The organism is Bacteroidota bacterium (genome assembly GCA_018816945.1).
GTDB lineage: Bacteria > Bacteroidota > Bacteroidia > Bacteroidales.
In genome coordinates, this window is record JAHIVC010000071.1 from 65,365 (window position 1) to 92,240 (window position 26,876).

Consider the following 26,876-nt stretch of genomic DNA (forward strand, 5'->3'; position numbering starts at 1 on the left):
ATAAAAGAAACACAAAAGAAAAAAGAGAAAAACTGCAAACCATGCAAAGTATGCAGTTCTGCAAAGCTTGGTAAAAAGCCCTACAGTTTTGAATAACAACCGTATTGCGGCTGTGAAAGATACTTCCCTGTAAGCTCTTTGAGGAGGTTGTCAACCGAACGGGTTGAAAGATTGAACTTCTTGCCTAATTCGATGGCTTCTGCTCTCTTAAAATCATTATGCAGGGCATCAAAGAATTTGCGTTTGTTGTCGCCGGACCGGAAAACAGCGTTTTCGTTTTGCTTCGGCAGGTTGTGAAACATCAGTAGACTATGTTGTAAGTATAAGTCGGCAAGGTTTACGGCTGTATCAAAGTCAGCATCGGTGCAAAATGCTGTGGTTGAGGTATCGCCATTCTCAAATTTACGGAGTGCGGTAAAAATCATTGTCAAGCGATACAGAACAAGCCCAAGCCGTTTTACAATGCTTCCGGCATCATCCCCGGTAAAGGTGGTAACTTCAATCAGCCAACGGCTGCAAATACTGTTTAAAGTCTGCCATTGCTGTTGAGTAAGCTCTATTGTTGTCGGGTATTGCTTCAAAAATTGAATTAACTGAAATACCTGATCGGATAATGTATTGAAATGCTCAGTAAGGTTGAAACTGCTTGCATAAGGTGAAACATCACGCCACTGTTGTTCAACCTTGTAGGCATAGAAGATAAAACGGCTGAAAAGACCGTCCTCGGCTGATGCAATCAGACCGGTTACCTGACTTGGAGTGCCTGACAGTGCAACTGACAGGCGGGGTTCGTTAACCTCGATATACTCGTTATTGGTTTTCTTTGAGCTTGAAATGCGTTCGTGATGGAAAGCCTTGCGGAGCATATCGGAATAGCCGCCCCATTCTTGTTTCAGCACATTACCCATCGTATCGGCTTCGGTTTCGCAAATGATACCTTCGCCCTGGTTCTGTTCGAGGTGCGAAAGGATTTTTGCATAAGATGAATTTGCCGGAATAAAAACAACCCTGAAAGGTGGTTGTTCCGGTGGTTCCTCTGCCGGTTCGCGCTTTTTCTTTGCCCGCTGCCGGTTTTTGTATTCATTAAGTTCAGTATCGTAGCGCTGTTTTTCTTCCTTGCTTGACTTAACAAGCTGGTCGTGGTGTTTATCGGCAAGAGTTTTGGAGAATTTCATAGCCCCTTTGCCGCTTGCGGCAGGGGCTATGACAAAAGCAAACAGATTGGGATAGACGATTTGCTGAGCATAAACTCCTTTTACATTTGGCAGGCATCCACTAAGGATAGACAAAGTACCCGTAAGAAAAACATCACGTTCTCTGAGGTCGGTAAATGCCAAAGCTCCTGATTTTATTAATTCGGGCAGTTGGTTGTAAACCTCATCAGGAATGGTTGGTGTTTTTTTCAGGTAATCTTCTTCGATAGTTTCCTGCTGCTGGTTTTGTGCATTAGTATTGGTTTGCACTTTTGCAGACTTTGCAAAGTTTGCAAACTCGTTAAAGTGGTGGTTGTAGGCACTCTTTACTGAAGCCCTGATTTCCTGTTCGGATAAATCGAAATTTGTTGAAATAAAATCAAGTGCAATACTTTCGGGAATGCCTTTGCGGTTGCAGTTGCAAGCCAGGAGATATACAAAGTTGTTGCGGTTGCCGGAATGGTATTGTTCTTTTTGCTCAGTGAAACGAATGCAATTTTCAAACAATGCCTGAAAATTTGGTATTTCAAGGGAATCCTGTTTTGCAGGATTCTCATTGAAAACCGTTTGTACTTCGAACTTTTGGCTGTGAATGTTCTTGTAAGTATCAGGGTCATCTGAAACAAAGCAAAGCCGGGTAATGTCTTTGCATTTAGGATCGCAAGTAATACCCAATGCTTTTTCGTAATATGCCTGCACCTGTTTATAAGCAATATCGTGTTGTTCTGCTCCGGTGTTTACCTCAACAAAAACTTTTAATCCTTTACCGCTTGGACTGCGAAAGCAGGCAAAGGTAAAGGGGATTTGAGTTATTGCCTGAAAAGCATTTTTAAGCTGTTCAGGTGTGAGTTTGTCGAAATCCAAATGAACGTAACCGCTGTATTGGTCAAGTAAATCAGCTTTCCGACCACCTTTGAAGGTAGCCGATGGAGTGAAAGCCGGAAGCTGTCGTTTTAGCTGGTCGGCTTTTTCGGTATCACCGGAGGCAATCAGGGAGCGGATAGGTTCAATATCCTCCCTGTATTTGCCTTCTTTGATGTCTTTGATGATTAACAGCAAAGCCCTGTTTTCTACCACCTGATTAAATCCTGAAAAGATTGTCGAACATGCCATAATATCAGGATTTAGAGGGTTTGTGATACTTTTCGAGCATTTTCAGGATGTCGGACAAGCGGTAATACATTTTGCTGCCTACCTGCGAAAAGGCAATCATTCCTGTATCACGCCAAGCCTGAGCGGTGCGTTTGCTGATATTCATTACCTGAATAAATTCCTGATTGTCGAAAAATACCTGTTCAGGGTTAGTGCGTTGCTTAATCTCAAGTAATAACAGCATTTTATTAAGCCGTTCCTGAATGTTTTCAAGAGGTTCACGGCATATTTTACATTCTTCCATAGATTACCTCCTCCTGTTTTGAAGTATGTAATCGGTGGCCTCCTTTTCAATTTCATCATTTGTATTTTGTCGGTTTTGCTGTAACCAACGGTCTAACTCCTGCCGATTGAAGTACAATTTTTTACCTTGTGGGCAGAAATGCGGGATCTGCTTACGACTGGTAAGTTTATACAAGTGGCTTTCGCTGATGTCGAGGTACTGACAAGCCTCTGAGAAATTCAGTACATCCTTTTTGAGCAGATTCTGCTCATTGATGAGCTTCTTTAGCTCATGCAATTCTTTTAAAATAATGTCGTCCATTTGACTAGAAATTAAAAATTAGAAAATGGACTTCTGGCCAAAAGTCATCTTTGATTATCAAAGACAAGCCAAAATTACTTTAAGGAAATGCCTTATTTTATTGGTGTTTACAAGGGGTGGAGTGGAGCGTGGAGTGCGGAGTGGATATAACAAAAGAAGATTAACCGATATTCAGGAAAACATCGGCAAACAAAAAGAGAAAAATAAAATGCAGGAGTGTAGTGTGGAGTTATTGCAACTGCTTTGCAGCCTTTTCAAGTAATGCTGCTGTGGCTTTTGGTTTCTTCTGTTCCTTCAACTGGGCACGGTCAAAGGCAGAGCCATCCGGTTTAATGAAACATTTACAGGCAACTTCCCATTGATGTTGCTTCAAGTCAACGACCGATTTGTTGATGTTGTGAATTAGTTTAATGAAATAATGAAGCTCGCTGATGTTGCCTGTCCAGATTACCGGCTTTTGAACCTGATCACCAACAAACACTTTCTTAAAGTCGGTGTAGATGGTTGATTTATTTATGAACTGATTGCTTTTTAGTGAATCGAATAAATCTTTGATGTATTCCGGTTGAGTGCTTAAATGTTTGTAAGTAAAGGAACAATAAGCCATGTCAGCAGGAAGTATTCCTGTAATTGGTTTATCATCCTTAACAGGAATTGACTGTCTTGATTCGATAAACTGACTGATCAAATATGAACAGGTATTTTGAACATTCTTTTCCTGGTCAAAGTCTGGTGCTATAAAATTGATAATCTCATGCATTGATAAAGCTTCAGAACCAATGAACTGAGGGTAAACTGATTTAATCTCTTCATATAATCTTGTAAGTGAAATCTTCATGGCATTCAAGACAAAGGTGCTGAGTTTATCATTATAGGTTTTCTGGGAGACTTGTTCGATTGTATAATCAAGGTTTTTAAGCAAGCTGACGACCTGGTATTCTTTATCAATCACAGTCTTTGCCTTGCTCACATTTGTTGCCAGGGCTGCCCGGAGACGAATATTTTCATTATTAATTAGGCAGGTGTAAAATTCTGAGGACTTATTATAAAAGGGAGGAATTGCCAGGCTACTGAAATCGGTTTGCATTTCTGCAAACTTTGCTAGGTTTGCAATTCTTTCGGAATTGGGTAAAAGGTCTATTTTGAGATTGATTGAATAATCCTTTACTGAGTTTAGCAGTGCTTTGAAATACTTTTCAGGTTTGTCCTTGTTTACTCTTACCTGATTGTTCAGAATATCTCTAAACATTGTTTCATTGGTGTTTTCCGGTTTCCAGGGAGCTAATTCACCAAAAAGGATATTGTCGAAAATGATTGGCTTTACTATCATAGGTCTAATTTAATTTTGTTCGCTGCTTCTTTTTTACGTTCATCAATGATTTTGGCGTAAATCTGAGTTGTTTTCAGGTCCTTATGACCTAACAATTTCGAAACCGTGTAAATGTCGGTTCCCAAAGTTAACTGCAATGTGGCGTATGTGTGCCTTGCACAATGGAATGTTATCGTTTTGCTGATCCCGGCTTTCATAACCCATTGCTGTAATTTCAGGTTGTGCCAGGCACTGTATTTTAATCCGACAAAAACTCGATCTTCGGGAATGGTTCGTTCTCCTAATAATTCAAATGCCTGTTCTGATATTGGCTGTGTTTCTGCTCCTTTGGTTTTCTTTTGCCTGAAACGGATATAATGCCCGATTTCATTGGAGTGCTGGACTTCTGACCAGGTCATTTTTTGAACATCAGACCATCGCAAACCTGTTAATGCACTAAAAATAAAGGCACGTTTTAGAATCGGGATTTCGCATTCCTCTTTTACAATAGCCTGTAATTCTTCAAGTGTAAGAAATTCCCGTTCCGGTTCACCTGGTTTAATGCCTTCGGTTTCATCGGCAGGATTACGCTGAATGATTCCTTCTTTGTAGGCTTCTCTTAAAGCTGCTCTTACCTTATTATAATAAGATGATGCTGAATTTTGCGAAAGGGGCTGTTTGGCAGGTGTACGAGCTTCTTTCTGTAAGTATTCTTTGAAATCATTGAGCCATCGTTTATCAATCTGGGCAAAGGTTACATCAAATTTCACAAACTTGCGGAGGTGCTTTAAAGTACTGTCCCAATTACCATAATTGCCTTCGCTGCCTTTTCGTTTCTCTGCAAGATATTCAAAGTACCTCAAAAAGCTGCCTTTCATTTTACCCTGATCCTGAAAACCGTAAATTCCGTTTTGAATTTCCAGATGTCGTTTAGATCGTATAGATTCTGCAAGAGCAAGGGTTTTCCGGTTTTCATCCTTTTGTTCTTTTGTCAGCTTTCCTTTTTTGGGTTCAGGGATGAGGTAAAGTTGCAAATATTCATATTGGCGTTTTCCCTGATGGTAGTAATCAAGGTATAAACTGACCTTGTCGCCTTTCTGCCGTTGACGTAGTGTTACATTCATACCATATTATATAAAGAGTTTATCAATTTCCTTTCGCCTGACAATGATTCTGCGACCGAGCTTACCAACCTTCAAAGCACCTTTATCAATCATTCTTTGAATGGTTCTCCGGCTTGCTCCCAATAGGGTAGCTGCTTCATCAACGCTAAGAAATTCTTTTTGCTGAATGGCAGTGTCAAATTTTTGTGGTTCCAGTTCTGCTTGCTGAGGTTGTAAAACGGATTGAATTTTTTCTTCCCGTTTCATTTTCTTGTAATGCCTGCTGTTGCATGTGTGATTACAATAGCGAGTGTAAAGAGTTTTGGCTTCAAATTCTTTACCGCAGTAATCACAAATTTTCTTAAAAGTAAGGTTGCTGCTCATAATGTCCTTTTATGTCTTTAATTGCCTGTAAGCGACTAAATGTGTCATGATGTGACATCATTTCGCCTTTTTGTTGCCCGGCAACTAAATAATTTTTCTTGGGCAACAAACTGGCAACAAAGATAGGTATAAAAAAGGAAAACGGGCAACAAATAAAAGAAAATATTTTACTTAAATGCTAACAATAGCAAGCTGTTGGAAAATATGAGAAAAGGAATTACTTCCCGATACAAAACTTCCCAAATATATTTCCTAAAATTTCATCGGTAGTAACTTCCCCGGTAATCTCACCAAGGTAATAAAGTGCTTCACGAATATCAATGCTTATCAAATCTGTAGGGGTGTTTAATTGAAATTCTGCTTTGACCTTTTCAACTCCTTTAAGCACTTTGTTTAAACTATCATAATGCCGAATGTTTGAAATAATGGTATTGTCGGTGAGCTTGGCAACGTCAATATTTTTGAGTAAGGTATCAGAAATTTCATTAATGTTTTCCTTGCGCTTGGCAGAAATAAAAATAGTTTCTAATTCAACAAAAGTTTTAAATCCATGAGGAATTTCGATAAGTTGATCAATTTTATTGGCAACTAATATCATTCGCTTATTTTCGTTCTCAATAATTTCTTTGTATTCAGCTATGAGGTCGTTCAGATCTTCGATGCTGATTTCACTGATATCAAAAACATACAGGATGATTTTAGCTTGTTTGATCTTTTCATAGGTTCGTTCAATGCCGATTGCTTCAATGCTATCGATAGATTCTCTTAGTCCGGCGGTATCGATAAAACGAAATGAAACCCCGTCAATATTAACAGTATCTTCTATAACATCTCTGGTGGTACCAGGTATCGGCGATACAATTGCTTTTTCCTCATTCAGCAGTGCATTGAGCAATGTTGATTTCCCAACATTGGGCTTGCCGATAATCGCAACGGGGATTCCGTGTTTTAAAACATTCCCCAGTTTAAACGATTCAATCAAGCGGCTGATTTCAACCTCCATTTCATCTAGCAATTTCATCAAATCATTGCGATTGGCAAATTCAACATCTTCTTCTCCAAAATCAAGTTCCAATTCCAGAAGAGAAGCAAAATCCACAAATTTTTGCCTTAATTCTTTGATCTTTGCAGAAAAACCACCACGCATTTGATCTAAAGCTAATTGATGGGATGCCGATGAATTTGATGCGATCAAATCTGCCACAGCTTCTGCTTGTGATAGATCAAATTTGCCATTCATAAAGGCACGGAAAGTAAATTCTCCGGCGTGAGCTGCCCTTGCACCGCAATTTATAATCAATTCTAGAATACGCTGCTGAATGTATAAAGATCCGTGGCATGAAATTTCAATAGAATCCTCTCCGGTGTAAGAGTTTGGGCCTTTAAAAACACTCAGTAAAACATCATCTATTATGCAATCTTTGTCTTTGATAAAACCATAATGGATTCGATGGGATTGAGCTTCCTTTAGAACAAGTTTTTTATTCTTTGGAGTGAAAATTTGACTTGCAATACGAAGTGATAATGTGCCTGATAATCTGATGGTTGCAATGGCCCCACTACCTAGCGGGCTTGCCAGTGCGACAATGGTTTCATTGTTTGAAATATCGATCAGATCGTAATGCATTTTCATATTCGGTTTAAATAACAAATTTAAGCAATTCTTTCAGTAATTATTTAAAACATCTTACCTTTGGCCTTGGAAGTTAGACATAAAAGATTCAGCATCAAAATTAAATAAATGATTCCTAAACACTGACCTCTAATATCTGAAAATTTAAAATCTTTAAAATGAGCATATTAGTAAATAAAAATTCAAAAATAATTGTACAAGGTTTTACCGGTGGCGAAGGAACTTTTCACTCTGAGCAAATGATAGCTTACGGAACAAATATCGTTGGTGGAGTGACTCCGAATAAAGGTGGACAGTTGCATTTAGGGAAACCTGTTTTTAATACAGTTGAAGATGCGGTAAAAGCAACAGCGGCCGACACCAGTGTAATTTTTGTTCCACCTGCCTACGCTGCAGGTGCGATAATGGAAGCTGCTCAAGCAGGTATTAAAGTTGTCGTTTGTATTACCGAAGGGATTCCTACAAAAGATATGATTCAGGTAAAGCATTATTTAACTGATTTTGATTGTAGACTGATTGGTCCTAATTGCCCTGGAATTATTACTCCGGGAGAAGCAAAAGTGGGTATCATGCCCGGCTTTATTCATACTCCAGGTCACGTAGGTATTGTTTCCAGATCTGGCACCTTAACCTATGAAGCCGTTGATCAAATCACAAAACTTGGGTTAGGCCAATCTACGGCAATTGGCATTGGTGGTGATCCGATTATTGGTACTACTACCAAAGATGCCGTTCAGCTATTTATGGCCGATCCCGATACTCATGGGATTGTTTTGATTGGTGAAATTGGAGGAGATATGGAAGCCGATGCTGCTGAATGGATCAAAGAAAACAGTACAAAACCGGTTGTTAGTTTTATTGCCGGAGCAACCGCACCTAAAGGTCGTACAATGGGACATGCCGGAGCAATTATTAGTGGAAAGGACGATACTGCTCAAGCTAAAAAAGAAAAACTAATTAGTTGCGGAATTCATGTGGTGGATTCTCCAGCCGATATTGGAACTAAAATGGCAGAACTGCTTAAATGATGAATGATTAATGATGAATGATGAAATTGGTCTTTAAATATCTCTTAAATAAAAAATCAGCATTCAAAAATCAACATTAGACATTAAAACTTAAAAATCCAGGATTCATCATATTTTTTATCTAAACCGGATTGGGCTGTTTTAGCCGATTCTAAATCCGGATATGATGAAAGTGCAATCCGGTATTTTTCATCTGTCATTAAAATAACTGCGTCATTAAAACCATCTTTCTTAAGTTTCTCAGTTCGTTTTTCTGCATCTTTAAGGCGATTAAAACTGCCAAAAATTAAATAATATTGATTGGTTTTTTCGCTAATAACTGATATTTTTTCGCTAATAATTGGGTTATTTTCACGGTTGGGTTTTTGTGCTTCGCCACAAATATTTGGCTTTGGTTCATTGTCAACTGCACGTCCAAACCACACAACTGCATAACCATCCTTGATACCTACTCCCATGGCTCTCCATACATTTTGCCATTCCCCTTTATTTAAAATCATATCAGAAGCTTGAGGGATATTCATCCATCCCTCGAATATTTCTTCAGCTGTTAAATCCTCACTTTGCCAAAAAGCCAATTCGTACCCTCTGTACTTATATGGACTAATTTCTTGTGGCTTATTCCACATGCATTCTTGTACGGGGATATAAGCTTGATAACAACAGGATGTCCAGATTCCTTTATCCGACCATGAATGGAGATTGCACAAACTGGTATCTGGATGATTCTGGATTAGGTCATTGATGTGTGTGTAAGCTACAAATGATAAAGAAGCTGATAGGGGTAGTCGGTCAAGTTGTTTCTGCGTTCGTGCTTCATTGATCAATACAAATAATTTATTTGCTTTTTCCGAAATACAAAAATCTTTGGGAATCGTCTTGTCTTGCGGCCATACAATCATGGAGGAAAATATAAAGATGATAATAATTGGAGTCGATTTCTTTAGCTTCATTATTTGAGTTCGTGTTTATCAAAAATAGTAAAATACAAGCATTATGGTTAAGAAGTGTTTAAAATTCGATTAATTTAGAGGAATAATAATATAAAAGACTAATATTAACCATGACCAAATATTTTAGCATGGACTCCATAGATAAGCAGCATAAGCATGGCTTTGGAACAGCACCGGTATTTTTTACAGCAATCTCAACCATTTTAGGTGCCATCTTATTTTTAAGATTTGGCTTCGCAGTTGGTACTTTAGGGATGGGTGGAGCTTTGCTCATCGTAATACTGGGTCATATGGTTACAATTCCAACGGCTCTAGCAATTTCAGAGATTGCGACAAATAAAAAGGTTGAAGGTGGTGGCGAATATTATATTATTTCACGATCATTTGGATTAAATATTGGGGTTACAATTGGAATTGCACTTTACCTGTCGCAAGCCATAAGTGTTGCATTTTATGTTATAGCTTTTACAGAGGCTTTCGAGCCGGTAATTAATTGGGTAAATACCAATTATGGAATCCTTTTACCACGTCAGGCAATTAGCTTGCCTGCGATGGCATTGCTTGCTTTGTTAATTCTGACGAAAGGAGCCGGAATAGGTGTCAAAGCTTTATATATCGTTGTAACAATTTTATTTGCTTCGCTGCTATTGTTTTTTATGGGAAAACCAACTCCATCTATGAATTCGGAACCAGAAGGTGTCCGTTATATTTTTGGTAATCTTGATAATTTTTTCGTGATTTTTGCTATCATATTTCCTGCATTTACTGGTATGACAGCAGGTGTTGGCCTTTCGGGAGATTTAAGAAATCCTGCTAAATCAATCCCAATTGGAACTACAGTTGCAACAGTGGTCGGGTTGATTGTTTATGTTTTTATAATCTGGAAAATTAATGTATCAGCAAGTATAGATGAAATGCTAACCGAACAATTGGTGATGAGCAAAATAGCGTTATATGGTTGGCTTGTAATTCCTGTTGGGCTCGCTGCATCTACTATCTCTTCTGCACTTGGATCGGTAATGGTAGCTCCTCGTACATTGCAAGCTTTGGGTTCAGATAATTTTTTACCATTTACACGAATAAATAAAATTTTCGCTAAAGGAAAGAGGGATTCAGATGAACCAATTAACGCTTCCATACTTACAGTAATAATTGCGTTTATTTTCGTGGCAATGGGAAATGTTAATTCTGTGGCAGAAATTATTTCTATGTTTTTTATGGTGACTTATGGTTCCATTTGCCTTATTTCCTTCTTAAATCACTTTGGTTCTGATCCATCGTATCGACCGGCATTTCGATCGAAATGGTATTTGTCGTTAATTGGATTTTTGTTGAGTTTTTGGCTTATGTTTAAAATCAATGGATTGTATGCATTTTTGGCAATTGTTTTGATGACCGCATTGTACCTGTGGGTTTCAAATAAGCGCAAGGAGCGCGATGGACTGCAATCTATATTTAAGGGTGCAATTTTTCAGATGAACCGTCGGATTCAGGTCTATCTTCAAAAATCCAGAAGTATTAAAATGGGAGAGAGTTGGAGACCTTCAGCCATTTGTGTTTCGAAAAAATCACTTGAGCATGAGGATGCATTTAATTTTTTAAACTGGGTTTCGTATAAATATGGTTTTGGTACTTATATTCATCTTATCGAAGGTTTTTATAATCTGGAAACAAGCAGGCAGGCACAGTCAAGTTTGAAAGAGTTAATCCTACAATCGAATGCAAAAAGTAATAATGTATACATCGATACCATTATTTCACCTTCATATACTTCGGCAATGGCGCAGGCAATCCAATTACCCGGAATATCGGGTATGGAGAATAATATGATCATATTTGAGTATGATAAAAAGAATTTGTCCGAATTAAAAACTGTTATTGATAATTTTCACTTAACTCTTCCCGGAAGTCATGACGTATGTATATTTGGAAGTTCTGAAAAAAGATATTCGCCAAAAGCGCCTATACATGTTTGGATCAGGAGTTTCGATTTCGAAAATTCTAATTTGATGATTCTTTTAAGCTATATCATTTCAGAGCATCCTGATTGGCGCAAATCTACCATCAAAATTTTTGATATTTGTAAAGCAAATGAAGAAGAAATGACCAAACAGGATTTGGTCGCATTGGTTAAAAGTGGGCGTATTCCGATCGCACCGCAAAATATAGAAATTATCAGCAAAGATGAATCTGTAAGCAGTAAAAAAATCATTTCTGAAAAGTCTGCAAAAGCAGGATTGACCATTATCGGCTTCAGGCCCGAGCACCTCAATATTTATGGGCTCGATTTGTTTAAAGGATATGATGCAATTGGTGACATTGTATTTGTTAATTGCCATGAAGTAAAAGAAATAGAATAGTTTCGAACTCGCATAAGAATAATTGTTTAATAGGTCTGTTAAAATTATTAGTACCATGTATTGCATCGTACTAAATGCGTTATGTTTATATGATAAATTAAAAAGTGTAACAATTAATAATTTAATGCGTCATATGTCATAATCCTATTAACCAAACCTAACATCCTATGTTTAAAAACTTTCTTCAAATTACTTTTCGGAACTTCCTGAAAAATAAATTTTTCGTAATTATCAATGTAATTGGATTGGGAATTGCATTGGCCAGTTGTATTGTTGCTTATTATAATTATCGTTGGAACGTTGATTTTGATAAGGTGATTAGCCATAAAAATGAAATTTATAAGGTTGGATTTGTTCAAAATATCAATGGTCGGATGCAACGATTTGGAATGAATCCACTTTCGTTAAAGCCGGCAATTGGCAATTCGATGGTTGGAGTAGATGAAATTATCAGGGTTCAACGTAGCAGAATGGCTATCAGGTATGGGGATAGAATATTCAGCAATATTGTTGGCTTTGCTGATGAAAATATGTTCGATGTTTTTGATTATCCTTTTTTACGGGGGGATGCAAATTCATTAAATGACGCGCGAAGTGCAATTTTAACAGAAGAATTTGCACAGACTTGTTTCGGTGATAAGGACCCGATAGGTGAAATGATCAGTGTTTTTTTAAACGATGGTAAAGAAAGGACATTTAAAGTCAGTGGGATTATCAAAGATTTGCCGGAAAATACAAGCTTCCAATTCAGTGTTTTAACCCACATTGATAATTTTATTGAAATGAATAATCTTGACGAGAATAATTGGAGGGCATGGATTTCAGGCACTTTCCTTTTAATTCCGGATAAGAAATATGTGAAAAATATTGAAGATCACTTACAAACTTTTATACCAATTCAAAATAGAGCCAGAGAGGATTTAAAGGTTGCAAGTTTTCATCTCGAACCAATGAAAGTTATTCCGAATACGGCCAGGAATACATGGAATTATGGGCTTATGCAAGGATTGCATCCTGCGGCTTTTGCTGCACCCAGCATCATGGCAATACTCATTTTGCTGTTAGCGTGTTTGAACTTTACAAATACAGCTTTGGCAATTTCAAGTCGTCGTTTAAAAGAGATAGGATTAAGAAAGGTAATGGGTGGCTTACGTATTCATACCATGATCCAGTTTCTGGGAGAAAACATAGTTTTATGTTTTATTGCGTTACTTGCTTCCCTGCTGATTGGATCTTATTTGATTGATGAGTGGAGCAAAATGTGGGAGTACACCATAGCAATTAATTTTGCTGATGGCGGAAAATTGTGGTTTTTTCTCTTTGTTTTGCTAATAGTTACAGGACTTGCTGCAGGATCTTACCCTGCTTTTTATGTAAGCAAATTTAACCCGATAAATATTTTGAAAGGAAATGTTAAGTTAAGTGGGGCAGGGTTGCTTTCAAAAATTTTGTTGGTGATACAATTTTTATTAGCTGTAACAGGGATTATTTCCACCGTGATATTTACACAAAACGCAAAATTTCAAGAGAATTTATCAATGGGATATGCGAAAGATAAAATCATCGCGGTGCCTTTTAGTAATAATCCCACTCTTGAGCTCTTCAGAAATACCATCAGTCAAAATCCCATGATTAATAAAATGGGCTGGGCCGAAGAACACGTCAGCTGGTCAAGTTACAATCGTACACTTAATTGGGGTGCCGAACAAGAGCATGAAGTGACCGCTTTTGATATCGGCAAAGGATATTTTGAGACTATGGGTTTTGAATTGGTTGATGGTCGCTATTTTGATCAGGACTTTAAAGAATCTGAGAGAGAAAAGGCCATCATCGTTAATGAAAAACTTGTGGAAGCATATGGCTGGGAATCGGCAATCGGGCAGAGATTGAGAGAAAATGATACTACTGAACTTACCGTAGTTGGTGTTGTTCGAAATTTTTATCCTTTTGGGTTTTGGAACGAAATAACTCCCACCATGTTAAAACTTGGCGTAAAAGAGCGAATGAGAACCTTGGTGGTTCAGGCCGAGCCTAAAAATCTGGAAGAATTGAATAAATATATGCGTACTGAATGGGAAAAATTAATCCCTAATGCCGTATATCCAGGCTTTCTGCAGGAAGAACGATTGGCTGAATCTAAATCCGTGAACAATAATATTATAGATATATTTTTATTTTTAGCGATCGTTTCGGTTTTGCTTTCGCTGGTTGGATTATACACTCTGGTTTCTTTAAAAGTTATAAAACGAACCAAAGAAATCGGGATCAGAAAAGTACTGGGGGCACCGGTATTTCATATCATAAGTTTACTTAATCGTGAATTTTTATACATTATTTTTATTTCATCAGTTTTGGGTTCAGTATTGGGTTATTATCTGTCAGAGATGCTTTTATCTAGTATTTATCAGGTTTATAAAAGTGCCAGTATCAGCACATTCATTATTCCTACTATAGTTATTTTAAGCGTTTCAGTCATCACTATTATTGGTAAAGTATATAAAGCAGCAAGTAAAAACCCGGTAGATGCGATAAAATACGAGTAGTAATTGATTATTGATTGGATTAATACTTGGATTGTTAGAGGATGAAAAATGATGAATGTAAAATGTAAAATGTAAAATGTAAAATGAAAGAAACTTAATATCAAGCAAACAGCAACCACTTGCCTGCCGCAGGCAGGGTAACCAGCAACGAGTAACCACCTGTCTGCCGCAAGCAGGGTAACCAGTAACTCAGATTATTGATGACAATAACGTTTCATTACCGAATAAGCATTTGGGATTCCCAATTCTCCTGCCTTACTTAGATCCAGGCAACCTATTTTGTTTTCGTTCTGAAAAATAAGGATTAAACCCCTGTTGTAATATGCCTCTGCAAAAGTATTGTTTCGTTGAATTGCATATGTAAAATCATCTACGGCATTTTTATAATCGCCCATAATACAATTTACATATCCACTATTATAATAGGCATAAGCAAAGTTTGGATCCAACCTTAATACCTTTTTATAATCATTTAAAGCTTTAACCAAGTATTCATTATTCGAATTATCCTCTTTCTTTTCAGGTTCTTTTTGTTCCTGACTAATAGTTATCGCTTGTTGTTTGTAACCAATTGATTTTATTAGTTCAGTCAATAAATAATTGCTGTTGGCACGACTAAAATAGGCAAGGAGATTAGAGGGGTTTTTTTCAATGGCAGCATCATAATCGCGAAATGCATCATTGAAATTTTGAATTGCTGCATACAGGTTTGCCCTGTTTAAATAATTTGATGATTGCCCAGGACTTGTATTAATCAGGTTAGTAAGTTCCTCAATTTTAACTGAAATTTCAGAAACATTTGGTTGCACCGGGCTATTTGTCAATGAAATTAAAGATTCATCATAAACCGGTTTCTGATATGCATCATAAATTTTTTCTTTTAAAGCAGGAGTATCATCAATTGATTTTTGGAATAAGGGCAACATATCAATGTCGAAATACTGATATTGGGGCATGTTTTTGCTATCCTTAATTTCAGTAAAATCGGCACGTAAATGAACCAAACTATTCAGATAGGCAATTTTTTCCGGTGTCAGATTGTTCGTTTCCAAATCAGTCAGGTTGCCTAATTTTATAGCTTTGTCGTTGTCTTTCTTTGCCTCATCAAACAATCCCATCCTGTTTTTGATCATCGATCGCTCCATATACCCGTTTGAAAATTCCGGATGAATCTCCACGGTTTTATTGAAATCTTCAAGTGCACCGGCATAATCTTTTAAATCGGATTTTAATTTACCCCGATAAAAATAACTTGTAATATTCTTTGGGTTTATTTTAATTACTTTATCCAGTTCTTCTATTGCACCGCGTAAATCCTGATTGTTGATCTTAATAATAGCCTTGTTAAATAAAGCATAGGAATTTCGGGGCGAAATCCGCAGCACATGATCCAAATCAGCAAGGGCAGCCTTATCATCCTTCTTTTTTATATTTGCGAGAGACCGACTAAAATACGCATACGAATTATTGGTGTCTCTGGCTAATACAAAATTGAAATCTGCAATTGCCGAATCAGGCTTTTCGAGTTCAATCCATACTTTACCTCTTTGTATATATCCCATAATATATTCAGGATTATATTCTAAAACCAGATTCAAATCTTTAATTGCCTCCTCGTAATATTTCCCTCCGGCTTTTGCACTCCCCCTTAAGATATAGATACTTTCATGATTGTATTTTAGTGAAATGGCCCTATCACAATCTTTAATGGCCTCATCGTATTTATCGATATTCATATAGGTTTTGGCCCTGCTAAAATAGATGGAAGCGTCGGTGGAATCAATTTTTAAAGCTTTTGTGTAATCCTGAAAAGCCTCGTCATACCTTAATAAAACAGAGCGTGCAATTGCCCTGTTATGGAAAAATTCAGCATAATAGGGGAGCAGGTTAATGGCAGTGGTATAATCCATTTCTGCGCCTGAAATATCATCCAGATTGAATTTTGAAATCCCCCTCAAATAATAAGCGAAGTATGAATTTGATTCAAGTTGAATGGCCTGATTCAGGTATACAATTGCTTGAAGATAGTTCCCGTTTCGGAGTTCGATATTACCGTACTGCAAAAAATTGGAACGAATTTGTGCATTTGCCCCAAAATTTAAAAAAGTTGTTAGTATAAGGAGAATAATAACCCGAGAAAATCTCATGTAAAAATTGCGCTTAATGTTACGATACATTTATTGCTAATAAAATTAAACACTTAATCCGAATAATTAAGCAGAAATTGAGGAATTATGATAATTTAACACCTTCTTTAAACAAAAAATAAAATTACTCCACCTACACTGAGTATCGCACCAAAAATTTCCCTTGGGGTTATTTTTTGTTTAAATATCATTACGCTTGGAACAATAATTAAAACAGGTACAATGGCCATAAGTGTCGATGCGATACCGGCACTTGTGTTTTGCACGGCTATCAATGAAAATGAAACTCCAAGGAAAGGGCCGAAAAATGAACCTATCCCAATGCGGCTGATGGCTTTTGTGTTCGAAAATGTGGTAATTACATTTTTCCACTTTCTCAATAAACTGATGACGATCATAAACCCGATCACTCCTGCGATAATTCGTATTTGGGTTGCAGCAAATGGATCATAATCACGCATACCGTATTTACTTAAAACTAAACCTCCGGCCTGACCGAGTGCTCCGAGCGAAGCGAAGATTGCGCCTTTTATCGGAATATTAAGACTGCGTTTCTTTGATCCTTCGGGTTTACTCCAAATTGCAATTGCAATACCCGAAACAACCAGAATCATCCCTAAAATACTGAGCAGGGTCATCACTTCTCCTAAAACGAAAAATCCAAAGATAGCCGCTAAGGGTGGTGCAAGTGTCATGAACAACATAGCAGTTCTGGAGCTTATAATAGGGTAGGAGGCGAATAAGAAAAGGTCGCCCAATACAAAACCAACCAATCCTGAAACGGAGAGCCAAACCCAAGCATGGGTGCTGGCATCCATTGGCAAAAGCATTCCCCTTCTAAAATAAGAAAGCGTTGCTAACAAAATGAATGCGAATGTTAAACGAATCATATTCACCGAATAAGTGCCAACACGTTTGGTGGCCACTTCAAAAGCCATGGCTGTGATGGTCCAGAAAAAAGCTGTTAACAGTGCGGCGTATTCGCCATAGTAATTAGTCATTCGGGCAAGTGATTTGTGGGTGCGAATATAAGTACAAATTTTCAATAATATTTTTTTTGCCCTCCTTAGTTGATGTAAAAGATTTAATTTTGTAAGAAGGTTGAGCTTAATTATTTATGCTATTTAATAATGGTTTATAAATCAAAAAAAATAAGAAGAGCTGAAGAAATTGCCAATAGCATTTCTCATGCAGTTGGTATAGGGATAGCATTAGCTGTGGTATGTTTATTGGTGGTTTTTGGTGCGATATATGGGAATGCCTGGCATGTGGTAAGCTTTTCGGTTTTTGGGGCAAGTATGATCACCTTGTATTTAGCCTCTACTTTGTTTCATTCAGCTAAAAATCTACGATTCAAGTATATACTCAATAAGTTTGATCATTCAGCCATTTATATCCTGATTGCAGGAACCTATACCCCGATTACGCTGATCTCATTAAAGGGTGCATTTGGCTGGGTTATATTTGGATTAATCTGGGCCATGGCAATAGCCGGTATCGTTTTTAAAGTTTGGTTTTATACGCATCGATGGCGTAAACTCTCTGCCTGGCTTTATGTAGGGATGGGTTGGCTCATTATTATTGCCATTGTTCCTGTTATTCAGAATGTTCCCAATACTTCACTCTATTTTTTACTGGCAGGCTGCTTAACCTATAGTGCTGGAGTGGTATTCTATATCAAAAAGCAGATTCCATTTTTCCATTTCGTTTTTCACTTGTTTATTTTAGGTGGAAGCATCTGCCATTTCTTTGCATTTTTATATTTACTCCCAATTAATTAATTTAACCTCAGTTCGATCTGAGCATTTCTTATGAAACTGGTTCAATATGTCTGAAATTTAGTCTTAGAGCTAATAAGACGTTAGTTATTAGATATTAGAAAATAGAAGTAAAGCTTGCAATGATAGGTATTTTAAGTATCTGATGTCTAATGTATAACGTCTTCTACCTAAATTTATTAAAATGTTTATGAATTTTGGGATGGCGACTCTATGGGATTCGATAACTTAGGAAAACAAAAGATATAATATGCTTTTCGTCATTTAAATACGGTCGCGTCTGTAAAATATCTTTTTAAAGTAGTAGAGTACAGGTTTCGTGTATTTTAAGTGCTTCCACGGTCGGCTTGAATGAGGGAGGTGCAAAACTTCAAGTCCTTTTGCCAGGTAATTGTTAAATCCAAGTTTTTTTGATTGCCTGCTGATGTAGATATCGAACCAATCTTTGTTTTGAGAAAGTATTTTAAAGTCAAATTTCCGAAGAAATTCAGTGGAAATAAGTGTACAACAGAAACTCAAACTATGCGACGTACTTATAATCTCATCGCTTTTGGATTTTTCAAAAGTATACGGAAAGTTATATTCGCCCGATTGGTCAACAGTAATGGCACCAATTAAACCGCATTTCGGTTTGATTTTTAAGATTTCGAGCAATCCGGATAAAGTGTCAGGTTTAATAATTACGTCTGATTCAATAATAATTAAGGGACATTCTTTTTCCAAAGCCATTTTTTGAGCTGTTTCAAGCACAAGTTTGTAGTTGGGCGAAGGAGTTGAAGTAATATCTTCGAGATGAATGATTTGAAATCCGTATTCTGTTTTAGCTTTTTCCAGAAACTGTTTGGTTTCGGGTTGACTGAAATCATTAAATATGAAATGTTTGAAGTTTCCTTTTGCTTTGGAAATAGCCTGAATAGTAAGATTTGTCGTCTCTATCGAATCTTTAACCGGTGTGATGACAATTGCTTCTGGCATTCTGTTTATTTTTGGGATACAAAATTAGTCAAAATCAATCGATTTCACTGCGATAAAAATCCCGCGAAAATGACTTGTGAATTTTGGGATGGCTTCCCGTAAGGGACGCCATCCCAAAATCTTAATAGTTAGGTGCTTTATATCTTCTCCAAAATTTATATCTACTAAAAGAGGTAAACTCAACCATTTTGTTGATCCAATTGAATCGCATCAAATAATTCAGAATCCGATACGTCAGGAAAACAAAAGTGATAAATACGATCCATTTTGTGATGCGTAAAATGATCAGCAGCAACAACGGATCACCCATCTGATCATTGCCTAAGTCGTTAAATAGAAACATGATTGCCGGAATAATAATTAGAAAGTTGAGAAGCAGGAGGCCGATTGAAAAAGTATGGGCCACTTGTATGGCTTTTTTCGGACAATTGTTTAAACAACGCATGCAGCTTTCGCATTTGTACGACCAGAACAATTGTTTTTTTAGTTTGATTGCTTCAACAGGACATTCATTGATGCATTTCATGCATGAATTGCAATTGTTGGTTGCTACTAAGCTTTTGGCCAGATAAAACCGCCCGATAAAATAATAACCAAAAGCAATGGGGATCATGGCAAGGTCAATGGGCAAACTGAGCAAAGCTTTATATTTTCGTTTTCCTTCCAGCAGGTTTAACGCAAATTTTTTGGTTATTTTTTTAATTCTTTGAGTTATCGAATCAACAACTTTTGCTTTTAAACCGGGATGCAGAAAAATCCAGTTTGAAGGTAAATCGAGGGGCTGCATGCCCACGATTTTATAAGATTTAAAGAGTAAAATCAGGGAAGGTAATAGTTGTGCGACTCCACTCACCCCGGGCAAAAAAAGCTTGGAGAGTTTTAATCCTCCACGCGTATTCATGATAAAAACATCTGCATTTTTTAAGCGGGGAAATTTTAGGATGAAATTAAGCATGATGGGAGGGAAGTTAAACCCATGCGTTGGCGAACAGAACCCAATCAATGTTTTTTTGCCCGTATCCGGAATTTCAATTTGATCGAAGCGGTCGATATTGATCAGCCTGGTTTTCAACTGTTTTTCCTCAGCTACTTGCACAAACCAATGAGCAGCATTCCGGGCATTTCCGGTACCCGAAAAATAATAGAGGATGATTTGCTCGTAGTTCATTTAACTGATAAATGCTTATTTTTTTAATTTTTAGTTTTAAATGTAAAGAAATACAAAAAGGGATGGCTTCCGCTAAAAGGCGGAAGCCATCCCTTTTAATAAATTTTATTTTTCTCCCGGATGATAAGTCCGTTCGGCATTTTTTTCAATATCTGCTTTATAAAAGTTCACATCTTTAAATTTCCCTTTGGTATAATCCAATGCCTGGTCGGCAAAATGAGGAGAATCTGGATCGCCACTCTGGCCCCCGGCCAAACTGCTTTTTGCAATAATTTTTTCTCCAAATTCAACTATGCAAACAAAACTGTTGCCGCTTGTTCCGTACATTTTTTTTGTTCCCGGGTATGCACGGCTGCCGAAAGAGGCCAACGATCCCCATCTGGAAGATGTAAATCCAACAGGCAAACTTGGCAGATTATCATTAAAAGGTTGTTCAATTTCGCCGTTTACACGCTGATATCGGTTAATTTCTCCCCAAGGTGTTTTCCAGCTTCCAAAATCATTTTTTAATTTGTTAACTGCCAACAACAATGAGTTTAACCTGTTTTCACTGCTCATGCCATTGGCTAAATAATCGTAAACATTTATTTCCGGGGCAATTTGCAATATCCGCGCAGCATTCATCATTTCTTGTCCCCAATAAACGGCAAGTGAAGTTTCAATAGATTCTTCTGAAAAACGCAAATCCCATTTTCGCAATGCTTCGGTGGGCTCACGCAGCTCGTCTTTTAATTTTTCATCCGAAGAGTTTAAATTCGCATAATCATCTAATAAAGCAGGAATATATGATACAAAAGCGGGAAGATAAGAATCATATGCTGCGTCACGCAATTTTTCTAAAGTAAAATCTGTTTGATTTTCCAAAACCATCACAGCATGCAATTGCCGGAAGTTTTGAAGATCAGGTGCCATATAGGTTGGAAAATCCTCGCGCTTCGGACTAAAATTGCCTGAAACCGTAAACGGGGTTGCATTACAATTTTGGATCCACCCGTTTTCTGGGTTTAAAACATGAATCATATCTTTGATGTCATGTAATCCTTTCCAATCTGTTTCAGGGTCGCTGCCGTCAACAATGCCTTTCCAATTATAGTTTTCATTTCGTACGGGCATAAAATTGCCGTGGAAATAGGCGATATTCCCATCTGCATCTGCATAAACCGTGTTATTCGACGAATTGGTTTTTATTTCCATGGTTTGGTAAAATTCGTCGTAACTGCTTGCTTTAGTCCGCATATACGATTGGGTCAATGCTTTTTCATGTTCAACCATTAAACTGATCGAAACCCATTTGTCACCAGCTTCTCTGATGATAGGCCCGTGATGCGTGTAATAGGCAGTTACTTTTTTCTCTGATAGTTTTTGACCATCCTTATATTTTAAAGTGATTTCTTTTTCGATGACCGGCTTTAATTCTGCACCATATTTATAAAAATACTTGCCATCTTGCTCCACGATTGTTTCGTAATAATAATCAATCACATCAGCGGCACTTGAAGTATGCATCCAGCCACATTTGTCGTTAAAACCCTGATAAACGAAAAACTGTCCCCAGGTTACGGCACCGTAAGCATTTAGGCCTTCTTCACTGGTCATGTGAACTTCCGGCCGGAAGAAAAAAGAAGTATGGGGATTAATTAGGAAAAGCGCATTTCCGTTCACTGTATTCTTAGGTGAGATCGCAAATCCGTTCGATCCTCTTGGTTCAGTATCCTGATCAATAATGACTTCGGCTACTTCTTTTTTTGTATTATTCAAATAGAACGAAGCTAAATCACGGGTTGAAATTTGTTCGATATCGCCACCAATGCTTCCTTCGCTAAAAGTCAAAGCCATCCAGGGTTCAAAATGAGTGATAATTTTAGGTTTAACTTCGGGATGGGTGTATAAATAATAATTAATCCCATCGGCGAAAGCATCCATTAGTTTTTTTAACCATTTCGGACTGTTTTCATATTCCTTTTTTACTTCCACGGGGTCGATGTACAATTTCATCCGAAGATCAGCAGATAAGGAAGATTCTCCCTCAAATTCAGCCATTCGACCCATCGCAGTTGCATAATTAACTTCTACCCGATTAAAATCATCTTCGCATTGTGCGTACAATAATCCAAAAACTGCATCAGCGTCGGTTTTCCCATAAACGTGAGGAATTCCCCAGTTGTCGCGAATGATGGTAATGTTTTCGGCTTGTTTCTGCCATTTGGAAAGATTTGGATCGGCTGTGTTACAAGCAACGATTAAAAAAAGTAAGGCTAAAAAGCTGAGGATTGATTTGATTTTCATGTCAGTAGATTTATGTTATTGAATTTGGTTTTTTTCAATAGTTCAATATTTTAAGTGCGATTATTTGAACAGATGAAATTATAAAAAATTAGTGAAGATCAATTCAAATTTAATGCAAAATCTGCAAGTCAGGCATTTCATCGACCATAGCGCGGATTCTATCGTTAAAAATAAAAAGTGAAAAGTTAAAAGTGATTTGTGATTAGTGAGATGCTGATATTAGATAATCAATTACTCAAGTTTCGCATGTAATTTTCCAAACTCTTATATCTGATAGCCAATGAAATATAATTTAATTTTGACCTTAGTGGCACTTTGTGTCACTTTGTGGCATCTTTGTGTCACTTTGTGTCACTTTGTGGTTCTTAGTGACATAGCTAATGAGTTGTTGCACAGAGCTGCACAAAGAAGTCACGGAGATACACAAAGAGAATTTTGATAGAAATTAAATCTGTAATTGACTATATATCAATAGTTTTTATGTTTTTAATATAAATTAATTATCTGATTTTCACTAAATAGGTTTAACCGCGAAACTTGAGTCAATTAAATATTGAAAATTGAAAATCAAAAATCAAAAATCAAAAATAGTTGGTTTTAAAAATAATGAATCAATAAAGATCAGAACGCTTCAAGTTCTTCATAAATGAATTCCTCAGAAGCTTCATGAATATTTCCGATTGCATTTTTCCCTCTAAGTTTTTGAACGCTATGATAGGTCAACTCAGTTTCTGTATAAGGCTGAATGATCGATTTGATGATGTTTTCATCCGGAGTGGGTTCCAACCATTTATCTTCATTCTCTCCATTTAGTATAAGTGGCATCCGGGCTTCGGCCAATTTTGGATTATTATGGATTTTTTTCATGATTTCATTGGCTTTAGTGGTAACGATGGTAAAGGTGTTCACAATTTCGCCACTTTCTTTGTCGAGCCACTCGCTCCATAAACCACCAATGGCCATGGGCTTTTTATCTTTTTTTGAGATAAAAAAGGGATAGGGTTTCGATTTATGGTAATGATGTTCGTAAAATCCATCCAGGTAAAGTACACATCTTTTTTTAAGTGCCGCTTCCCTGAATGAAGGTTTCTCAAATATCGTTTCACCCCGTGCATTAATGGTATTATTCCATAATTGGAGTTTTTGTTTTTGATCTTTAACCCAATGCGGAATTAACCCCCAAACGGATGGAACCGGAGTGGATGAATTTATATCAGGGTAAATTAATAAGGAAGGGTGGGTAAAGCCTGATGCATGGTAATGGTTTATCAGGTATGGTGCCAGCTCTTTTTTAATTTGTCGGATACCTTCATCATCATGAAAACGAATCGCTCTTTTTAGCAGGGTTTCAAGTTTTGATTGAACATCATAGCACATTTGGTCGATTTTATTGCTAAGTTAATATATTGTCATTATTTGGGTGGTACGCGCTATTTAATTTTTTCTAAATTTAAGATTCTTAAAAAACTGTAATTTTCTAAATATGCACAACATGAAAAAAAATGAAAGTAAAAGGGTATTTAATTTTTTATTTGCCTTTTTGTTATTGAATCTGGCACTTATTACTGCTGTTCAGGCACAAAACAAGATTACAACTCCCAAGGAACAGTTTGGATTTAATATTGGTGACGATTATCATTTGATAAACTATACCGAAATTGTTAATTATTGGGAAAAATTAAATGTGGAATCAGATCGGATGAAACTGGTTGATATTGGACCAACTGCTGAAGGCAGACGTCAGTTTATGGCAATTATCACTTCACCCGAAAATTTAAAAAAACTTGATCACTATCGGGAAATATCCGCCAAATTAGCATTAGCAAAAGGCCTTACGGACGATAATGCAAAAGCTTTGTCTATTGAAGGAAAAGCTGTTGTATGGATAGATGGAGGTTTGCATGCCACCGAAGTCGCTGGGTCACAACAGTTGATGCAACTGGCTTACAACATGGTCAGTAAAAATGACGTTGAAACTTTAAGAATCCTGGATGATGTAATTTTACTGGCAGTATTTGCCAATCCGGATGGACTGGAATTGGTTGCCGACTGGTATATGAGAAAGGACAACGAAAAGGATCGATCCTACAATAATTTGCCCCGTTTATATCAAAAGTATATTGGCCATGATAACAACAGGGATTCGTACATGGTTACCCAACCCGAAACCGAGAATATGGCCCGTGTAATGTACAAAGAATGGTATCCGCAGTTGATGTACAATCATCATCAAACCGGTCCCAATGGAGCTATCGTTTTTGTACCCCCATTCAGGGATCCGGTGAATTACTATTTTGATCCTTTGCTGATAATTGGGATACAATCGTTAGGAACGGCCATGCACAGCCGTTTAATAGCCGACGGGTTACCGGGAAGTGCAATGCGTTCGAAAGCAAATTATTCCACATGGTTCAATGGTAATCTGCGTACAACAGGATATTTTCATAATCAAATCGGGATGCTGACCGAAATAAAGGGAACACCAGCACCGTTGGAATTGGAACTATATCCCGAAGAGTTACTATTAGGCACGGATATGCCATTTCCCGTAACCCCTAGAATGCTTTATTTTAAGGATGCCATTCAATACTCTATTTCAATGGATATGGCTGTTTTAGACTATGCTTCACGAAACAGGGAACCCATACTTTATAACAGATATTTAATGGGTAAGAACAATATTCAAAAAGGGAGCGGGGATAGTTGGACGATTCGCCCTAAAATTGTGGAGGAAGTAAGCAAGGAACTTAAAGCGGATCCTAAATTAAAAGAATTGTTGTCAGCTACAGGAAGAAGAAGGCCCGGAGCCCCGATGAAATATTATGATTTGTTTAAAAAGCCCGAAAATCGTGATCCAAGAGCTTACATCGTTTCTGCTGATCAGATTGATTTTGCAACTGCAACGAAATTTGTAAACACTTTTATTAAGAATGGAGTGGATGTATTACAAGCAACCGCTGATTTTAAAGTGAACGGAAAAACTTATCCCGTCGGATCCTATATTTTCAAAACAGATCAGGCTTTCAGGCCACATATTTTAGATTTGTTTGAGCCTCAGGATCACCCAAATGATTTTCAATACCCCGGAGGACCACCGGTTGCACCATACGACAATGCAGGATATACATTGGCCTATCAAATGGGGATTGAGTTCGAACGGATAATGGAAGGGATAGAAGGTCCTTTTGAAAAAATTGAAGGATTGGCAACTCCATTGCCAGGCAAAGTTACCAATGCAAAAAATGCAACAGGATTCTTGCTGTCTCACCAAATCAATGATGCAGCGATTGTTACAAACCGACTGTTAAAATCCAAACATCAAATTTTTTGGCTGACAAATCCAATCGAGGTAAATGGCAAAACATACCCTGTGGGTACCATTTATATCAAAGCAAAAAGTTCAAGCCTGAAAATTATAGAGGAGATGGCTAATCAATTAGGGATAAACTTTGAAGGAACAATGAAGGAACCCATTTCTTCGGCATTGGAATTATCCTCACCACGAATCGCTTTGTGGGATACCTATGGCGGTTCCATGTCTTCCGGATGGACAAGATGGATAATGGAACAATATGAATTTCCATTTGATGTTGTATATCCAAAGGCTCTTGATGCCGGTGATCTGAATAAAAAGTATGATGTGATCGTATTCGTGAGCGGTGCAATTCCTTCCGGTGAAGCAAGGACAGCATCATTCGGACGGGGACAGTTGAATGACAGTACTATACCTGAAGAATACCGATCGTGGTTAGGACAAATAACACCGGCAAAAACCATCCCGCAATTGATCTCATTTCTGAACAATGGAGGAAGTATTATCGCCATCGGCAGTTCGACGAATTTGGCCGGACACCTGAAATTACCTATGAGCAATCACATGGTTGATAAGGATGGTAATTCTTTAAAACCTGAGGTGTATTATATTCCTGCTACCATTTTGCAAGTAAGGATGGATAATAAACAACCCATTGCTTATGGGATGAACGAAAGGGTAAATATTTTCTTTGATGAAAGCCCGGTTTTCCGTTTTAAACCTGAAGCGGATAAAAAGGGTGTGAAGTCGATTGCATGGTTCGATAGTGATAAACCTTTAACCAGCGGATGGGCATGGGGACAAGACCGTTTGTACGGAGGCGTTGCCATTGCAGAAGCAAAAGTCGGTAAAGGGAATTTGTATTTATTCGGACCCGAAATTTTATACCGGGCTCAATCGCATGGAACTTTTAAATTGTTTTTTAACGGACTGTTTTTAAGTACTTCTAAAAGTACAACTTTAAAGTAGCAGATATGAATTAGTTAAAAAAAAGGACGCCATCCCGA

At 37.4% G+C, this 26,876-nt stretch carries 20 protein-coding genes; 6 read left to right on the forward strand and 14 right to left on the reverse strand.

All coding sequences use genetic code 11. The features are described 5' to 3' along the window. Positions 1 to 80: 80 nt before the first annotated feature. The 3 genes from KKG99_11310 to KKG99_11320 all read right to left on the reverse strand — a co-directional run bounded on the left by KKG99_11310 (position 81) and on the right by KKG99_11320 (position 2,889). Positions 81 to 2,306: a DUF3987 domain-containing protein gene (locus tag KKG99_11310; GenBank protein MBU1013586.1), complete on the reverse strand. Its 2,226-nt coding sequence runs from the start codon at positions 2,304 to 2,306 to the stop codon at positions 81 to 83. A 4-nt stretch (positions 2,307 to 2,310) separates the two neighbouring features. Continuing rightward, the gene (locus KKG99_11315; protein MBU1013587.1) at positions 2,311 to 2,529 is read right to left on the reverse strand and encodes a helix-turn-helix domain-containing protein; all 219 of its coding nucleotides are present in this window, start codon (positions 2,527 to 2,529) and stop codon (positions 2,311 to 2,313) included. 63 nt (positions 2,530 to 2,592) lie between these two features. Continuing rightward, entirely contained in the window at positions 2,593 to 2,889 is a 297-nt protein-coding gene (locus KKG99_11320) for a helix-turn-helix domain-containing protein (protein ID MBU1013588.1), read from the reverse strand. Between the two features lie 25 nt (positions 2,890 to 2,914). Here KKG99_11320 and KKG99_11325 point away from each other — a divergent pair, with 25 nt between their 5' ends. Beyond that, entirely contained in the window at positions 2,915 to 3,151 is a 237-nt protein-coding gene (locus tag KKG99_11325; GenBank protein MBU1013589.1) for a hypothetical protein, read from the forward strand. Here the strand turns inward: KKG99_11325 and KKG99_11330 are convergent. The 4 genes from KKG99_11330 to mnmE all read right to left on the reverse strand — a co-directional run bounded on the left by KKG99_11330 (position 3,119) and on the right by mnmE (position 7,291). Beyond that, the gene (locus KKG99_11330) at positions 3,119 to 4,219 is read right to left on the reverse strand and encodes a hypothetical protein (protein MBU1013590.1); all 1,101 of its coding nucleotides are present in this window, start codon (positions 4,217 to 4,219) and stop codon (positions 3,119 to 3,121) included. The two genes, KKG99_11325 and KKG99_11330, sit on opposite strands and share 33 nt — an antisense overlap. Then, positions 4,216 to 5,322, reverse strand: coding sequence for a site-specific integrase (locus KKG99_11335; GenBank protein ID MBU1013591.1), 1,107 nt, complete (start codon positions 5,320 to 5,322; stop codon positions 4,216 to 4,218). Before KKG99_11335 ends, KKG99_11330 begins: the two co-directional genes overlap by 4 nt. 6 nt (positions 5,323 to 5,328) lie before the next feature. Continuing rightward, on the reverse strand, positions 5,329 to 5,685 hold the full coding sequence (locus KKG99_11340; GenBank protein ID MBU1013592.1) for a helix-turn-helix domain-containing protein: 357 nt from the start codon (positions 5,683 to 5,685) through the stop codon (positions 5,329 to 5,331). Between the two features lie 217 nt (positions 5,686 to 5,902). Then, on the reverse strand, positions 5,903 to 7,291 hold the full coding sequence (gene mnmE, locus KKG99_11345; protein ID MBU1013593.1) for a tRNA uridine-5-carboxymethylaminomethyl(34) synthesis GTPase MnmE: 1,389 nt from the start codon (positions 7,289 to 7,291) through the stop codon (positions 5,903 to 5,905). Positions 7,292 to 7,476: 185 nt separating this feature from the next. Here mnmE and sucD point away from each other — a divergent pair, with 185 nt between their 5' ends. Then, a complete protein-coding gene (gene sucD, locus KKG99_11350) occupies positions 7,477 to 8,346 on the forward strand; it encodes a succinate--CoA ligase subunit alpha (protein MBU1013594.1) in 870 nt (289 codons plus the stop codon). An 83-nt stretch (positions 8,347 to 8,429) separates the two neighbouring features. On the opposite strand, the gene KKG99_11355 is transcribed toward sucD, so the two are convergent. Beyond that, positions 8,430 to 9,299, reverse strand: coding sequence for an SPOR domain-containing protein (locus KKG99_11355; GenBank protein ID MBU1013595.1), 870 nt, complete (start codon positions 9,297 to 9,299; stop codon positions 8,430 to 8,432). A gap of 128 nt (positions 9,300 to 9,427) precedes the next feature. On the opposite strand from KKG99_11355, the gene KKG99_11360 reads away from it, so the two are divergent. Continuing rightward, entirely contained in the window at positions 9,428 to 11,659 is a 2,232-nt protein-coding gene (locus KKG99_11360; GenBank protein MBU1013596.1) for an amino acid permease, read from the forward strand. Positions 11,660 to 11,826: 167 nt separating this feature from the next. Beyond that, a complete protein-coding gene (locus KKG99_11365; GenBank protein MBU1013597.1) occupies positions 11,827 to 14,202 on the forward strand; it encodes an ABC transporter permease in 2,376 nt (791 codons plus the stop codon). Positions 14,203 to 14,396: 194 nt separating this feature from the next. On the opposite strand, the gene KKG99_11370 is transcribed toward KKG99_11365, so the two are convergent. Continuing rightward, positions 14,397 to 16,349, reverse strand: a complete 1,953-nt coding sequence (locus KKG99_11370) for a tetratricopeptide repeat protein (protein ID MBU1013598.1) — start codon at positions 16,347 to 16,349, stop codon at positions 14,397 to 14,399. A gap of 107 nt (positions 16,350 to 16,456) precedes the next feature. Continuing rightward, positions 16,457 to 17,350: a DMT family transporter gene (locus tag KKG99_11375; protein MBU1013599.1), complete on the reverse strand. Its 894-nt coding sequence runs from the start codon at positions 17,348 to 17,350 to the stop codon at positions 16,457 to 16,459. Between the two features lie 129 nt (positions 17,351 to 17,479). Between KKG99_11375 and KKG99_11380 the strand changes: the two genes are divergently transcribed. Then, a complete protein-coding gene (locus KKG99_11380; GenBank protein MBU1013600.1) occupies positions 17,480 to 18,130 on the forward strand; it encodes a hemolysin III family protein in 651 nt (216 codons plus the stop codon). A gap of 261 nt (positions 18,131 to 18,391) precedes the next feature. On the opposite strand, the gene KKG99_11385 is transcribed toward KKG99_11380, so the two are convergent. The 4 genes from KKG99_11385 to KKG99_11400 all read right to left on the reverse strand — a co-directional run bounded on the left by KKG99_11385 (position 18,392) and on the right by KKG99_11400 (position 23,933). Further along, on the reverse strand, positions 18,392 to 19,102 hold the full coding sequence (locus KKG99_11385) for a glycosyltransferase family 2 protein (protein ID MBU1013601.1): 711 nt from the start codon (positions 19,100 to 19,102) through the stop codon (positions 18,392 to 18,394). A gap of 121 nt (positions 19,103 to 19,223) precedes the next feature. Continuing rightward, the gene (locus tag KKG99_11390; GenBank protein ID MBU1013602.1) at positions 19,224 to 20,270 is read right to left on the reverse strand and encodes a 4Fe-4S dicluster domain-containing protein; all 1,047 of its coding nucleotides are present in this window, start codon (positions 20,268 to 20,270) and stop codon (positions 19,224 to 19,226) included. A 105-nt stretch (positions 20,271 to 20,375) separates the two neighbouring features. Beyond that, positions 20,376 to 22,556, reverse strand: coding sequence for a penicillin acylase family protein (locus KKG99_11395; GenBank protein MBU1013603.1), 2,181 nt, complete (start codon positions 22,554 to 22,556; stop codon positions 20,376 to 20,378). Positions 22,557 to 23,177: 621 nt separating this feature from the next. Next, complete coding sequence (locus KKG99_11400) at positions 23,178 to 23,933, reverse strand: SOS response-associated peptidase (GenBank protein ID MBU1013604.1); 756 nt, start codon at positions 23,931 to 23,933, stop codon at positions 23,178 to 23,180. A 115-nt stretch (positions 23,934 to 24,048) separates the two neighbouring features. On the opposite strand from KKG99_11400, the gene KKG99_11405 reads away from it, so the two are divergent. Continuing rightward, entirely contained in the window at positions 24,049 to 26,838 is a 2,790-nt protein-coding gene (locus KKG99_11405; protein ID MBU1013605.1) for a peptidase, read from the forward strand. Positions 26,839 to 26,876 lie beyond the last annotated feature (38 nt).